The sequence below is a fragment of the Nocardioides sp. zg-DK7169 genome (assembly GCF_013155365.1).
Lineage (GTDB): Bacteria > Actinomycetota > Actinomycetes > Propionibacteriales > Nocardioidaceae > Nocardioides.
Genome location: NZ_JABJRA010000003.1, coordinates 21555 through 35541, shown reverse-complemented (window position 1 = coordinate 35541; position 13987 = coordinate 21555). Strand labels below are relative to the sequence as shown.

Here is a 13987-nt window from a genome sequence, read left to right as displayed (position 1 = left end):
TGGGTACGGCTAAACCCAGTGAGGGCCAGATCACGAAATCTGGACATCGAGTTACACCACTAGTTGCATGGAGTCCCATGAGCGACCGCTACCAGGAGTTCGCCTCCTCCCCCGTCGGCCGGATCCTCGTCAAGAACCTCGGCCTGCCGCGGCCCACGCCGCTGACCCGTCACGTCGAGGGCGCGCCGCTGGTCACCGGAACCGTGCTCGTCGGCGGCACCGGGCGCCTGGCCGACACCCTGCCCGCGCTGCTCACCGGTCTGGACGTCCACGCGGTCACCGAGCCGCCCGAGGACGAGCGGCTGCGCGGACTGGTCTTCGACGCCACCGGCCTCACCTCCTCCACGCAGCTCGGAGCGCTGCGCGACTTCTTCGCGCCGCGGCTGCGCGGCCTGACGACCAACCCCCGCGTCGTGGTCCTCGGTACGCCGCCGGACCAGGTCCGCGGTCCGGAGCGGGTCGCCCAGCGCGCCCTCGAGGGCTTCACCCGCAGCCTGGGCAAGGAGATCGGCCAGGGCGGAACCGTCCAGCTGGTGCAGGTCGCCCCCGGCGCCGAGGACAAGGTCGCCTCGACCCTGGCGTTCCTGCTCTCCCCGAAGTCGGCGTACGTCTCCGGCCAGGTCGTGCGGATCGGCACCCACGGCACCTCCGAGGTCACCGTCGACCAGGTCGCCGACCCGGACCGCCCGCTGGCCGGCAAGGTCGCCCTGGTCACCGGCGCCAGCCGCGGCATCGGCGAGGCGATCGCGCGGGTCCTGCATCGCGACGGGGCGCGGGTGGTCGGCCTCGACGTCCCGCAGGCGGCCAGCGAGCTGCAGAGCGTGATGGACGAGCTCGACGGGGACTGGCTGGTCCTCGACATCACCGCGCCGGACGCCCCGCAGCGCATCGCCCACGAGCTGCGCGAGCGGCACGGCGGGGTCGACGTCGTGGTCCACAACGCCGGGATCACCCGCGACAAGCGGCTGGCCAACATGTCCGAGGACCGCTGGGACTCCGTGATCGCGGTCAACCTCACCGCGCCGGAGCGGATCACCCGCGAGCTGCTCGACCAAGGGGTCCTCAACGCGGGCGGGTCGATCGTTGGCGTCGCCTCGATCGCGGGCATCGCCGGCAACGTCGGGCAGACCAACTACGCCGCCTCCAAGGCCGGGGTGATCGGCCTGGTCGACTCGCTCGCCGACGAGGTGGCCGAGCGCGGCGACGCCATCACCATCAACGCGGTCGCGCCCGGCTTCATCATCACCCAGATGACCGCCGCCGTGCCGTTCGCGACCCGCGAGGTCGGCCAGCGCCTCAACGCCATGGCGCAGGGCGGACTGCCGGTCGACGTGGCGGAGACGATCGCCTGGTACGCCCACCCGGGCTCGCGTGCGGTCAACGGCAACGTGGTCCGCGTCTGCGGCCAGATGATGCTGGGCGCCTGAGCATGGCCGGGTCGGGCTCGGGAGTGGGGACGCTGCTGCGCGCGGCGCTCCCGTCGGTGCCGGTCATCGGAGCGCTGCCGGGCGTGCGCAAGGCACCGGCGGCGGGGTCCGCCGGCCTGCGCCGCGAGCGCACCGGCGTGGTGGTCGAGCGCGGTCACGTCGAGGCGTACGCCGCGGTGTGCGGGTTCCCGCGCAAGGACACGGTCCCGCTGCCCTACCCGCACCTGCTCGGCTTCGACCTCCAGCTCGCGATGATGGCCGACCGGGCGTTCCCGGCTCCCGCGATCGGGACCGTGCACGTCGAGAACTCGGTGCGCACCCAGCGGGCGATCCGGATCGGCGAGCGGCTCGACGTCGCCGTCGACGTCGGTCGCCCGCTGCCGCACCGAAAGGGCACCGCCTTCGCGTTCACGACCACCGTGGCCGACGAGGACGGCGTGGTGGTGTGGGAGGAGGTGTCGACCTACCTCTCCCGCGGTCGCCCGGCGCCGGGCGAGCCGGCCCCCGCCTCGTCGTACCCGCGGGTGCCCCGGGGGACGCTGACCTGGCCGCTGCCGGCCGACCTGGGCCGCCGCTACGCCGCGGTCTCCGGCGACCGCAACCCGATCCACCTGCACCCGCTCAGCGCGAAGGCGCTCGGGTTCCCGCGCCAGATCGCCCACGGGATGTGGACGATGGCGCGCTGCGTGGCCAGCCTGGAGAACCGGATCCCCGACGCCGCCCGCGTCGACGTCTCCTTCCGCCGCCCCGTGCTGCTCCCCGGCGAGGTCGCCCTCGGCACCACCCGCCTCCCCGACGGCCATGCCTTCGCCCTCACCTCCCCCGACGGCACCACCACCCACCTGCTGGGGACGGCGCGAGGTCGAGTCGAGCCTTCGTGACGGTTGAGTCGAGCCTTGTGGCCGGTTGAGTCGAGCCTTCCGGACGAGGTCGCGACAGGCTCGCCCCACGGCGTCAACCGGTCTCGGCACACTCGGCTGACGGAGGCCCTGCTCGACCGACGGGGGTCTCCCTCAGATGGGTGAGAAGGACAACACCGGCGCATGACGGCCACCCCCCGGGGGTAGGCGGTCTCGGTGAGCAACTCCCCTGCTGCGGCGCGCGACTCCCTGCGCCTGCGCCGTTACCCCCGCCGCCTGTTCCTCGACTACCAGAAGAACGTCGTCGACGTCTCCGCCGACGGCCCGCCCCGCCGACTGCCGACCGCGGCCGCCAGCAAGGACCCCAACGAGGAGCTGTCCTTCGCCGCCTGGTGGCGCGAGTCCGGCCAGAGCCCGAAGAACAGCTGACCACCCGTCCAGACGCAACAGCGCCCCGTGCTCGAGGAGCACGGGGCGCTGTCATGTCTGCGACGTGTCGGGACTCGTCAGTCGCGGGGCCGCACCGGGCGGATCAGGCCCTCCTGGGCGCAGGTCGCGACGAGGCGGCCGTCCTCGGTGAAGATCCGGCCGAGCGCGAGCCCGCGGGCGCCCTGCGCCGCCGGCGAGGTCTGGTCGTAGAGCCACCACTCGTCGGCGCGGAACGGCCGGTGGAACCAGATGGTGTGGTCCAGCGACGCCATCTGCACCTCGGCCGGGGTCACCGCGTGCGCGGCCAGGCTCGCGCCGAGCAGCGTGATGTCGCTGGCATAGGTGAACGCCGCGAGGTGCACGACCGGGTCGTCGGGCAGCCCGGCGTGCACGCGCGCCCACATCCGCGCCTGCGACGGGTGGTCCGGGTCCGGGGTGAGACCGGCGGAGGAGTTGCCGAGGTAGCGCGCGTCGATCGAGGCCCACTCGCGCGCCAGCGCGTTCGCCTCCGGGTTGCCGCCGCGCCGCATCACCGCGCCGAGGTCGAAGCCGGCGTCCGGGCCCGGCACCTCGGGCATCGCGTCGTGGTGGTCGAAACCGTCCTCGACGACCTGGAAGTCCAGGGTCTGGTAGTAGATCGGACGGCCGTGCTGGCGCGCCACCACCCGCCGGGTCTGGAACGAGCGGCCCTCGCGGATCCGCTCCACGTCGTAGACGATCGGCACCGAGTAGTCGCCGCCGCGCAGGAAGTAGGAGTGCAGCGAGTGCACGGCGTACGACGGGTCGACGGTGCGGGTGGCCGCGATGAGCGCCTGCGCGGCGACCTGTCCGCCGTACACCCGGGCGCGCCCGGAGTCGGGCTGGCGCCCGCGGAACAGGTCGGGGTCCAGCTGCTCGAGGTCGAGCAGGCTCACCAGCTCCGCGACCGGGTCCAGCGCCGGGTCGACCACCGGGGCGGGCGTCTCGGGGCTGCTCATGGCGTCTCCTTCTTGCGCGCCGGGCGCATCAGGAACTCCTGCGCGACGGTGGCGGCCAGCTGGCCGTCCTGGGTGAACACGTTGGCCGTCACCAGGCCGCGACCGGCGGAGGCCGACGGCGAGACCTGGTCGTAGAGCCACCACTGGTCGGCGCGGAAGGCCCGGTGGAACCAGATCGCGTGGTCGAGCGAGGCCAGCTGCACCCGCGGGTCGCCCAGGCGCAGGCCGTGCGGCGCGAGCGCGGCACCCATCACCGTCATGTCGGTGAGGTAGGTGAAGGCGGCGAGGTGGAGGAACGGGTCCTCGGGGAGCTCCTCGGAGACCCGCAGCCAGGTCCGCTGCCGCCCCGGGCGCGCCGGGTCGGGCTCCAGGCCGTCGGCGGAGGTGCCGACCAGCCGGATATCGGCGACCGCCCACTCGTCGTCGGAGGAGACGCCGCGGGCCGGGGCCGCCAGCGTCTCCGGCGCGGGCGCCTGCGGCATCCGGTCCTGGTGGGTCAGGCCCTCCTCGGTGCGCTGGAAGCTCGCGGTGAGCGCGAAGATCGGCCGTCCGTGCTGACGCGCGAGCACCCGCCGGGTGAGGAAGGAGCGCCCGTCGCGCAGCGTGTCGACGTCATAGAGGATCGGCGCCCCGGGGTCGCCGGGCTGGAGGAAGTAGGAGTGCAGCGAGTGCACGACGAACTCCGGGTCGACGGTGCGTGCGCCGGCGACCAGCGCCTGCGCCGCCACCTGCCCACCGAAGACCCGGGGCAGCGTCATGTCGGCGACCGCCCCGCGGAAGAGGTTGTCGTCGATCGTCTCGAGGTCGAGCAGCCGCAGCAGCTCGTGGATGTCCCTGGCCATCAGCCTTGTCTCAGCCCTGCTTGTCGTCGTGGGTGTCGTCGTCGCCGTCCAGGCCGGCCAGGAACTGCTCGAACTGGCGCCCGATCTCCTCGCCGGTCGGCAGCGGCTGGTCCTCGGCGAGCAGGCTGCTGCCGCTCTCCTCGGCGCGCGCGAAGGAGTCGTACTGCCGCTCCAGCGCGGCCACCACGTCGGCGACCTCGGCGTTGGCGGCGAGGTAGCTCTCGATCTCGGCCTCGCGGTCCTCGGCCTCGGCGCGCAGGCCGGACAGGTCGATGGTCAGCCGTCCGGCGCGCTCGACCTGCTCGAGCAGGACGGCTGCGGCCTGGGGGTACTCCAGCTGGCCGAGGTAGTGCGGGATGTGCGCGACGAAGCCCATCGCGGGGTGGCCCCACTCGCCGAGCCGGATCTCCAGCAGCGCCTGGGCGCTGCTCGGGACCCGCAGCTCGCCGCTCCACGGGCTGCGCCCGGTGACCAGCGCGGGGTCGTTGGCGTGTGGCGTCAGCGCGATCGGGCGGGTGTGCGGGACGGCCATCGGCACCGACGCGATCTGCACGGTGCGGGTCACCCCGAACCGCTCGATCACGGTGCGTACGCCGCGCGCGAAGGCCTCCCAGCGGGTGTCGGGCTCCGAGCCGTGCAGCAGCAGGTACGGCGTGCCGCCGGCGTCGCGCAGCAGGCGCACCACCAGGCGCGGGGCGTCGTACGCCTCGTAGTGGTCCTGGGCGAAGGTCACGGGAGGACGGCGGGCGCGGTAGTCGTGGAGCTGGTCCACGTCGAACGTCGCCACCACCGATCCGCCGTCGCAGAGGTCGGCGAGGTGCTGGGCCGCACGCCCCGAGGCCTTGCCGGCGTCGAGGAAGCCGTCGAGCACGACGACCATCGTGAGGTCGCTGTCAGCGCGCCCGTCGAGCTCGGGTACGTCGTCCACGATGTGCACGAGCCTTGATTCGGTCACCGGGCCACGATAGGCCCCAGCGCCACGCTCGGCGGGGAGCGTCGACCAGTCGGACACACGTGAGGACGCCCACACCGACCCCGCGTGCCCGGAGTTGTTACCCGCGGGTAATCTGATCTTCCCAGCCGCCAGCAGACCAGGAGAACAGGTGCCCCGACAGCTGCGAGAGGTCGTCTTCGTCGACGGCGTGCGCACTCCCTTCGGCAAGGCCAAGGGCCAGTACGCCGAGACCCGCGCCGACGACCTCGTCATCAAGTGCATCCGCGAGCTCATGCGCCGCAACCCCTCGCTGCCCCCGGAGCGGGTCGACGAGGTCGCGGTGGCCGCGACCACCCAGATCGGCGACCAGGGCCTGACCATCGGCCGCACCGCCGCGCTGCTCGCGGGCCTGCCGCAGAGCGTGCCCGGCTACGCCATCGACCGCATGTGCGCGGGCGCGATGACCGCCGTCACCACCACCGCCTCCGGCATCGCCTTCGGCTCCTACGACGTGGCCATCGCCGGCGGCGTCGAGCACATGGGCCGCCACCCGATGGGCGAGGGCGTGGACCCCAACCCGCGCATCGTCTCCGAGAAGCTGGTCGACCCCGACGCCCTGGTGATGGGCAAGACCGCCGAGAACCTGCACGACCGGTTCCCGACCATCACCAAGGAGCGCGTCGACGCCTACGCCGTGCGCTCGCAGCAGAAGACCGCCGCCGCCTACGAGGCCGGCAAGATCCAGCCCGACCTGGTCCCCGTCGCCACCCGCTCCGCCGAGCAGGGCTGGGGCCTGGCCACCACCGACGAGCCGATGCGCCCCGGCACCACCGTGGAGTCGCTCGCGGCGCTCAAGACGCCGTTCCGTGCCCACGGCCGGGTGACGGCGGGCAACGCCGCCGGCATCAACGACGGCGCCACCGCCGCCCTGCTCGCCGAGGAGGAGACCGCGCGCGAGCTCGGCCTCCCGATCCGGATGCGCCTGGTGTCCTACTCCTTCGTGGGCGTCGAGCCCGAGGTCATGGGCGCCGGCCCGATTCCCTCCACCGAGAAGGCCCTCAAGCAGGCCGGCCTCACCATCGACGACATCGGCGCGTTCGAGGTCAACGAGGCGTTCGCCGTGCAGGTGATCGCGTTCCTGGAGCACTTCGGCATCGCCGACGACGACGCGCGCGTCAACCCCTACGGCGGCGCGATCGCGATGGGCCACCCGCTGGCGTCCTCGGGCGTGCGCCTGATGACCCAGCTGGCCCGCCAGTTCGAGGAGCACCCGGAGGTCCGCTACGGCCTCACCACGATGTGCATCGGCATCGGCATGGGCGGCACCGTGATCTGGGAGAACCCGCACTACACCGGAGAGGCGGCCTGACGTGTCGACCACTGACATCTCGTCCCTGCTGACCCGCGCCCAGGAGATCTCCGCCGACGCCGAGCGGGTCACCCGCGCCCACCTGCGCAAGGTCACCCTGCCCGTCGCCGCCGGCGCCCCGGCGCAGGTGCTGGGCCTGATCACGCTGGACAACGGCGAGGACCACACCAAGCCCAACACCTTCGGCCCGCGCTCGCTGCTCGAGCTGAACACCGCCATCGACGCGGCGCTCGCCGACGACGAGATCACCGCGCTCGGCGTCACCGGCAAGCCGTTCATCCTGGCTGCCGGCGCCGACCTCACCTCGATCGCCGGCGGCGGCCCGGACGCCGTACGCGTGGTCGCGGAGCTCGGCCACGCGGTCTTCCGCAAGCTCGGTGACGGCGGCAAGCCGTCCTTCGGCTTCATCAACGGCCTCGCGCTCGGCGGCGGCCTCGAGGTCGCGCTGCACTGCGACTACCGCACCGTCATGGACAGCGCGCCCGCGCTGGGCCTGCCCGAGGTCATGCTCGGCCTGGTCCCCGGCTGGGGCGGCGCCTACCTGGTGCCGAACCTCGTCGGCGCCGAGAACGCCGTGAAGCTCATCATCGAGAACCCGCTCAACAACGGGCGCACCGTGTCCGGCAAGGCCGCCTTCAAGCTCGGCCTGGCCGACGCCTGCTTCTCCGGCGCGGACTTCCTCGAGCAGTCGCTGCTGTGGGCGGCGCCCGTGCTCAGCGGTGAGACCACCGTCGAGCGCGCCGAGGTCGACCGCGGTGCCGCCTGGGACGAGGCCGTCGCCCGCGGCCGCGCGATCGCCGAGGCCCGCACCGGCGGCGCCTCGCCCGCCGCCGCGCTCGCGGTGGACCTGATCGCCGCTGCCAAGGACCGCACCCGCGACGAGGGCTTCGCCGCCGAGAACGACGCGCTCGAGGCGATGTCGCGCACCCCCGAGCTGCTCGCCTCGCTCTACGCCTTCGACCTGGTGCAGAAGCGCGCCAAGCGCCCTGCCGGTGCCCCGGACCGCACGCTCGCCCGCCCGGTCACCAAGGTCGGCATCGTCGGCGCCGGCCTGATGGCCAGCCAGCTCGCGCTGCTCTTCGTACGCCGCCTCGAGGTCCCGGTCGTGCTCAACGACCTCGACCAGGAGCGCGTCGACAAGGGCGTGGCCTACGTGCACGCCGAGATCGACAAGCTGCTCGCGAAGGGCCGCATCGGCCAGGACAAGGCCAACCGCCACAAGGCGCTGGTGTCCGGCACCGTCGACAAGGCCAGCGAGTTCGCCGACGCCGACTTCGTCATCGAGGCCGTGTTCGAGGACATGGGCGTGAAGAAGTCGGTCTTCGCCGAGGTCGAGAAGGTCGTGTCGCCGGACTGCATCCTGGCGACCAACACCTCCTCGCTGTCGATCACCGAGATGGCCTCCGAGCTGACCCACCCCGAGCGGGTCGTCGGCTTCCACTTCTTCAACCCGGTGGCCGTGATGCCGCTGCTGGAGATCGTGCGCGGCGAGCAGACCTCCGACACCGCCCTGGCGACCGCGTTCGCGACCGGCAAGGCGCTGAAGAAGACCACGATCCTGGTGCAGGACAGCCCGTCGTTCATCGTGAACCGCCTGCTCGGCCGGTTCATGAGCGACGTCAGCCGGATCGTCGACGAGGGCACCCCGGTGCAGGTCGTGGACGGCGCGTTCGCCGGCGTCACGCCGATGTCGCCGTTCACCCTCATCGCGCTCGTCGGTCCCGCGATCGCGCTGCACAACACCGAGACGCTGGCGGGTGCGTTCCCCGACCGCTTCTACGTCTCCCCCGCCCTCGAGCGGGTGGTGGCGGCGCGCAAGGCGGCGTACTTCGCCCCCGACGGGACGCTCGACCCCGAGGTCGAGGCGCTGCTCGAGCAGCCGGCCGAGCCGGTCGTCCTCGACGCCGCCGAGGTCCGTACCCGGGTGCTGAAGGGTCTCGCCGACGAGGCCCGGATCATGCTCGACGAGGGTGTCGTCGCCGCGGCCGAGGACCTCGACCTGGCGATGATCACCGGCGCCGGCTTCTCGTTCTGGAACGGCGGCCTGACCATGCTGCTGGAGCGCGAGGGGCTGGGGAAGTTCCACTGACCCGCCTCTGAGGCAGCAACGCGCAGGGCGCCGGACCGCGAGGTTCGGCGCCCTGTGGTGTCTGGGGGCCCGTCGCCGGTCGAGCACTCACCGCTGGTCGAGCAGCGAGCGCCACCAAGCGTCGTCGAGACCTCAGAAACCCACCCACCACGGACGAGGACGCTCCTATGTCTGGTCAAGGGGGGTGGGGCGGGGGTTTTCGAGGCGTCGGTAGAGGTCGCGGGCGATGTAGCGCTTGAGGCAGCGGCGGATCTCGCGGGGGTTCTTGCCCTCGCTGATGCGTCGCGCGGTGTAGTCGCGGGTGGGCTGGTCGTGGCGCTGACGGGTCAGGGCGATGGTGTGCAGGGCGCGGTTGAGTTGGCGGTCGCCGTGGCGGTTGAGCCGGTAGCGGTTCGTGGTCTGTCCGCTGTTGGCCGGGATCGGGGCGGCGCCGGCGAGCATCGCGAACGCGGCCTCGGAGTGGATCCGGCCGGGGTGGGACCAGGCGCACAGCACGATCGCGGCGCTGATCGGGCCGATCCCGGTCTCCTCGAGCAGGTCGGGGCGCCAGGACCGCACGATCGCCGCGATGGCCTTCTCATGGATGGCGGCCTCGGCGGCGAGTGCCTGGATCCGGCGGGCCAGGGACCGCAGCACGGTGATCGTGGCGGTGGTCTCGGCGTCCTGGCCGGGATGGACCCGCAGGGTGGCCGCGGTGCGCACCATCGCGGGCAGTTTCTGGGCGGCGAACCGGTCCCGGATGCGTTGCGGGGCGGCGATGACCAGCGCGAACAACTGGCGTTGCGCATCCCCGGCGGCCTCGACCGCGGACCTGCGGGTGGTGATCAGCACCGACAACGCCTGACGGTCCCCGCTCGCGCGCGGGGTGCCGAGCCGGGGCCGGGACAGGGCCTCACGCGCGGCACGGACTGCGTCGAGGGGGTCGGACTTCGCGCCGTTGCGGCGCTTCGCACGCACCGGGCGGTCGAGCTCGATGACGACCTCGTGACGCTCACCCAGCACCCGGGCCAGTCCGGCGCCGTGGCTGCCGGTGCCCTCGATCGCCCAGGCCCGCAACGGAGTGTGGCGATCAGCGAGCTCGACCAGCTCGGCATACCCGGCGCTATCGGCGGCGACGGTGAGTTCCTCCAGCACCCCACCGGTGCGGGCATCGATCACCGCCGCGGTGTGGGTGTGGACGTGGGTGTCGACGCCGATAACGACATCGACGACCTCGCGTAGATCGACCAGATCGGCATGGTCGGTCAGACTGGTCATGCGTTCTCTCCTTTGCCGGAACAGGGACGTGGTTTCCGGTCCGGGGCGGAGATACGGCAGGACTGTGATGAGACACGACCGGTGCGCTAACACCGGTCGGTCAAGCTCCTGATCAGGCCAGTCGCTCCACCCGGGCCGGGCCGGCAGCCGGGAACGGACAAGTCCTCAGCAGGACACCCGCTGACTACGCGGGGCCAGTCTCGACAAGGGTCACGTCCCCGACCACCAGCCACAGCCCACCACCACTGCGGGCTGCAAAGGAAGACTCACAGTCTCGACAAGATCGACTAACCGCAGGCTCGACCAACTGCGCGGTTCGACCAACTGGGGTACGCGATAACGGACGAGCGCGCGACCTAAGGGTCGGCGGGCGGGTCGCCGGTGATCAGGCGGGTGGTGCCACCGGCCTTCACAAGATGGAGCCCGTGCGGGGACCGCCAGAGGTACGTCGCCGCATCGGTCTTGTCGTAGGTCCACGCGGTGTGGGTCTTCGCCCGGTGATGTCGGCGGCACAACGGGGCCAGATTGCAGCTGCACGTCGGGCCGCCATCGCCGTGGGCGGTGACATGGTCGGTGTCGCAGCGGCGGGCGGGTCGTTCGCACGACGGGAACGCGCACACCGGCTGGGCCAGACGGGTCTGCTCGGCCAACCGGTCCGGGACCGCATAGGCGTCGGCGTGGTGGTGGGCCTCGAGGTCGATCACCGGCTTGATCGTCACCTGGGTCTCGGGGTTGGCGCACCAGTCGCGGACCTGACCGGTCGACACGATCGACCGAGTCTCCTCCACGTGCGCGATACCTGCCTCATCACGGGAGATCGCTGCGCGGGAGAGGTGCACGTGGATCACAACCTGCCGCGGCTTCACCACCGAGGCGGCGCCCTCGCCGACCTCGGCGCGCAGGTCGAAGGCGAGCTGGCGCCGGGCCAGCTCGCCGGCGGCCATCGAGCGGCGCACATCGAACGACTCGGTGGACCCGAGCGCCGCCAGCTCTTCAGCGCCCTGGGAGATCGCAGTGTTGAGGTCGATCGCGTCGGCGAGGTCCAGGACGCCTTCGACGTGGACGGTGCCGTCGTGGGTGGCCCCGTCGGTGCGCACATCGAAGCGACGACCGTCGGCCGCTTCGCGGCGCTGCTTCTCCGCACCCTCGGGGTCGAACATCACCCGGGCCTGATCGACGAACCGCTCGATCCCGGCCCAGCTGATCTTCCCCACGAAGCCGGCGAGCTGGCGGTCCACGAACTCCGCACCGTCCAGCGGCAGCGTGGTCGTCAACTGCGCGAGCCGCCGGGCCTTCCACAGCGGCACCTGCCCGGCACGGACCAGCTTCCACGTCCGCTTGAGCCGGTGCGCCAGCTCCAGAGCATCACCGACCAGCGAACGGGCCGCGTCAGTGGACATGCCGATCGCGGCACCGAACTCCATCGGGGCGAACTCCGCCACCAGCGGCGCCCCCTCACCCGCGAGCGGGACCGCCAGCTCCCCGAAGACCAACCCGGTCCTCGGTGCCGCGTCGGCAACCGACTCCTCGGGGTGCATCGCCGCCCACGCCAGCGCGGCCTCCAGGACGTCGATCTCCGCCCGCTGGGCTGCGGCCCGGCGGGACTGTGCGAACGCCAGCACGGCGGCTGGAGTGTCGCAGTCGGGGAGCTCGGAGTCGGCCATGCCTCATTCTACTCGAACGTGCATTCGACAGAAAGAGATGAAGGTAAAACTGTGGAGAGCGATCATCGCTCCCCCGCACCGTCCCCGACGGAGCCCTCAGCCCCGCGCCAGCACCTCGAGCGCCATCCGGTACCCCTCGATGCCGTGGCCGGCGATCACCTCGACGGCGTGCGGGGTGACCACGGAGTGGTGGCGGAACTCCTCCGGCCGCGTCCGGGGGTCGGAGATGTGCACCTCGACGAGCGGGGCGGTGAGCTGGGCACAGGCGTCGTAGACCGCCCAGGAGTAGTGCGTCCAGGCCGCCGCGTTGAGCACCACCGGCGTGACCTCGTCGGCGGCGGCGTTGAGCCAGTCGAGCAGGACGCCCTCGTGGTTGGTCTGGTGCACCTCGACCGCGAGGCCGAGCTCGGCGCCCCACGCCACGCAGCGCTCGGCGAGCTCGTCGTGGGTGGTGGTGCCGTAGATCTCCGGCTGGCGCCGGCCGAGCCGGCCCAGGTTCGGGCCGTTGAGGACCAGGACGGGGCGCGGGATCACGCCGGGCCGCCGATCGCGGCGTACGCCGTGCGCAGGTCGGCCTCCGAGGGCCCGGCCAGGATGCTCGGGCGGGCGAGCTCGTCGAGGACGACGAAGCGCAGCTGGGAGCCGCGCGACTTCTTGTCGACCTTCATGGTGGCGTGCAGGTCCTCGAACGACGCGCCGTCGTACGTCGTGGGCAGCCCGACGCGCCCGAAGACCGCCGCGTGGCGGTCGGCCAGGGCGTCGTCGATGCGGCCGGTGGCACGGGCCAGCTCGGCGACGTAGACGCAGCCGATCGCGACGGCCTCGCCGTGGCGGATGCGGTAGTCCTCGGCGCGCTCGATCGCGTGCGCCAGGGTGTGGCCGTAGTTGAGCGCCTCGCGGCCCGGGTGGCCGTCGCGGCCGCCGGTCTCCTTGAGGTCCTCGACGACGACGTCGATCTTGACCCGGATCGCACGCTCGACGAGCTCGCGCAGCACCGGCGAGTCGGCGGTCAGCTCGTCCGGGTCGGTGGCCTCGACCAGGTCGAGGATCACCGGGTCGGCGATGAAGCCGCACTTGACGACCTCGCCCAGCCCGGCGACGAGCTCCTCGCGCGGCAGGCTCCGCAGGGTGGAGAGGTCGCACAGCACGCCCGCAGGCTCGTGGAACGCGCCGACGAGGTTCTTGCCGGCGCCGGTGTTGACGCCGGTCTTGCCGCCCACCGCGGCGTCGACCATGCCGAGCAGCGTGGTGGGCACGTGCACGACGCGCACGCCGCGCAGCCAGCAGGCCGCGACGAAGCCGCCGAGGTCGGTGGTCGCGCCGCCGCCGACGGTGACGACCACGTCGGAGCGGGTGAAGCCCTTCTCCCCCAACGCCTCCCAGCAGTCGTTGGCCACCGCGGCGCTCTTGGCGTCCTCGCCGTCGGGCAGTCCGAGGGCGAGGACGTCGTAGTGCTCCACGAGCGCGTCGGCGATGGGCTCGGCGAGGTGGCCGAGCTGGCCGGCGTAGAGCAGCGCGACCCGCTGGACGCCCTCGCCCAGGATCGCGGGCAGCCGGCCGGCCAGGTCGTGGCCGACCACCACGTCGTACGGCGAGGCGCCGCCGACGTGCAGGACGGTGTCGGGTGCGGGGGTGCTCATGCGAGGGCCTCTCGGATCTCGGCCGCGACGTCCTCGGGAGTGCGGCCGTCGGTGTCGACGGTGATGGTGGCGACCGATTCGTAGATCGGCGTGCGCTCGTCGAGCAGCGCCTTGACGCGAGCCCGCACGTTGCCGAGCAGCAGCGGGCGCCCGGTCCCGAGCCCGACGCGCTTGACCGCGTCGGCGAGCCCGACGCGCAGGAAGACGACGCGGTGCCCGGCGAGCAGCTCACGTGTCGCGGGGTCCAGGACCGCGCCACCACCGAGCGACAGCACGCCGTCGTGGGAGCGCAGCGCGGTGGCGACGGCCTCGCGCTCCAGCGCGCGGAAGTGCGCCTCGCCGGAGTCGACGAAGATGTCGCTCACCGAGCGCCCCTCGCCCGCCTCCACGTCGGCGTCGGTGTCGCGCGCCGGCACGCCCCACTCGCGGGCGAGCAGCTCGGCCACGGTGCTCTTGCCGGCCCCCATCGGGCCGACCAGGACGACGCGGGGGCTCATCG

The 13987-nt window shown here is 72.5% G+C and carries 13 protein-coding genes; 5 read left to right on the top strand and 8 right to left on the bottom strand.

The window, feature by feature from the left end:
• The first annotated feature begins 77 nt into the window (after positions 1–77).
• The 3 genes from HOQ23_RS05240 (at position 78) to HOQ23_RS05230 (ending at position 2716) form a co-directional block, all read left to right on the top strand.
• Positions 78–1427, top strand: a complete 1350-nt coding sequence (locus tag HOQ23_RS05240; protein ID WP_172212534.1) for a 3-oxoacyl-ACP reductase — start codon at positions 78–80, stop codon at positions 1425–1427.
• A 2-nt stretch (positions 1428–1429) separates the two neighbouring features.
• Positions 1430–2308 carry a MaoC/PaaZ C-terminal domain-containing protein gene (locus tag HOQ23_RS05235; protein ID WP_172212532.1) on the top strand — a complete coding sequence of 293 codons (879 nt, stop codon included), beginning with the start codon at positions 1430–1432 and terminating at the stop codon, positions 2306–2308.
• Between the two features lie 195 nt (positions 2309–2503).
• The gene (locus HOQ23_RS05230) at positions 2504–2716 is read left to right on the top strand and encodes a hypothetical protein (protein ID WP_172212530.1); all 213 of its coding nucleotides are present in this window, start codon (positions 2504–2506) and stop codon (positions 2714–2716) included.
• A gap of 77 nt (positions 2717–2793) precedes the next feature.
• Here HOQ23_RS05230 and HOQ23_RS05225 read toward each other — a convergent pair whose 3' ends face one another.
• The 3 genes from HOQ23_RS05225 to HOQ23_RS05215 are packed head-to-tail and all read right to left on the bottom strand — an operon-like array spanning position 2794 to position 5490.
• Positions 2794–3693: an acyl-CoA thioesterase II gene (locus HOQ23_RS05225; RefSeq protein WP_172212528.1), complete on the bottom strand. Its 900-nt coding sequence runs from the start codon at positions 3691–3693 to the stop codon at positions 2794–2796.
• Positions 3690–4535 carry an acyl-CoA thioesterase II gene (locus HOQ23_RS05220; protein WP_172212526.1) on the bottom strand — a complete coding sequence of 282 codons (846 nt, stop codon included), beginning with the start codon at positions 4533–4535 and terminating at the stop codon, positions 3690–3692. Before HOQ23_RS05220 ends, HOQ23_RS05225 begins: the two co-directional genes overlap by 4 nt.
• 10 nt (positions 4536–4545) lie before the next feature.
• Positions 4546–5490: a proteasome assembly chaperone family protein gene (locus HOQ23_RS05215; RefSeq protein WP_367650379.1), complete on the bottom strand. Its 945-nt coding sequence runs from the start codon at positions 5488–5490 to the stop codon at positions 4546–4548.
• Between the two features lie 148 nt (positions 5491–5638).
• Between HOQ23_RS05215 and HOQ23_RS05210 the strand changes: the two genes are divergently transcribed.
• Positions 5639–6838 carry a thiolase family protein gene (locus tag HOQ23_RS05210; RefSeq protein ID WP_172212524.1) on the top strand — a complete coding sequence of 400 codons (1200 nt, stop codon included), beginning with the start codon at positions 5639–5641 and terminating at the stop codon, positions 6836–6838.
• A gap of 1 nt (position 6839) precedes the next feature.
• Entirely contained in the window at positions 6840–8927 is a 2088-nt protein-coding gene (locus HOQ23_RS05205) for a 3-hydroxyacyl-CoA dehydrogenase NAD-binding domain-containing protein (protein WP_172212522.1), read from the top strand.
• A gap of 165 nt (positions 8928–9092) precedes the next feature.
• On the opposite strand, the gene HOQ23_RS05200 is transcribed toward HOQ23_RS05205, so the two are convergent.
• From HOQ23_RS05200 to HOQ23_RS05180, 5 genes are all read right to left on the bottom strand, one after another.
• The gene (locus tag HOQ23_RS05200; RefSeq protein ID WP_216653736.1) at positions 9093–10277 is read right to left on the bottom strand and encodes an IS110 family transposase; all 1185 of its coding nucleotides are present in this window, start codon (positions 10275–10277) and stop codon (positions 9093–9095) included.
• Between the two features lie 263 nt (positions 10278–10540).
• The gene (locus HOQ23_RS05195; RefSeq protein WP_172212520.1) at positions 10541–11848 is read right to left on the bottom strand and encodes an HNH endonuclease signature motif containing protein; all 1308 of its coding nucleotides are present in this window, start codon (positions 11846–11848) and stop codon (positions 10541–10543) included.
• Positions 11849–11944: 96 nt separating this feature from the next.
• The gene (locus tag HOQ23_RS05190; protein ID WP_172213142.1) at positions 11945–12379 is read right to left on the bottom strand and encodes a type II 3-dehydroquinate dehydratase; all 435 of its coding nucleotides are present in this window, start codon (positions 12377–12379) and stop codon (positions 11945–11947) included.
• Positions 12379–13488, bottom strand: a complete 1110-nt coding sequence (gene aroB, locus HOQ23_RS05185) for a 3-dehydroquinate synthase (protein ID WP_172212518.1) — start codon at positions 13486–13488, stop codon at positions 12379–12381. Before aroB ends, HOQ23_RS05190 begins: the two co-directional genes overlap by 1 nt.
• On the bottom strand, positions 13485–13985 hold the full coding sequence (locus HOQ23_RS05180) for a shikimate kinase (RefSeq protein WP_172212516.1): 501 nt from the start codon (positions 13983–13985) through the stop codon (positions 13485–13487). The genes aroB and HOQ23_RS05180 overlap by 4 nt, the downstream gene beginning before the upstream one ends.
• Positions 13986–13987: the final 2 nt, after the last annotated feature.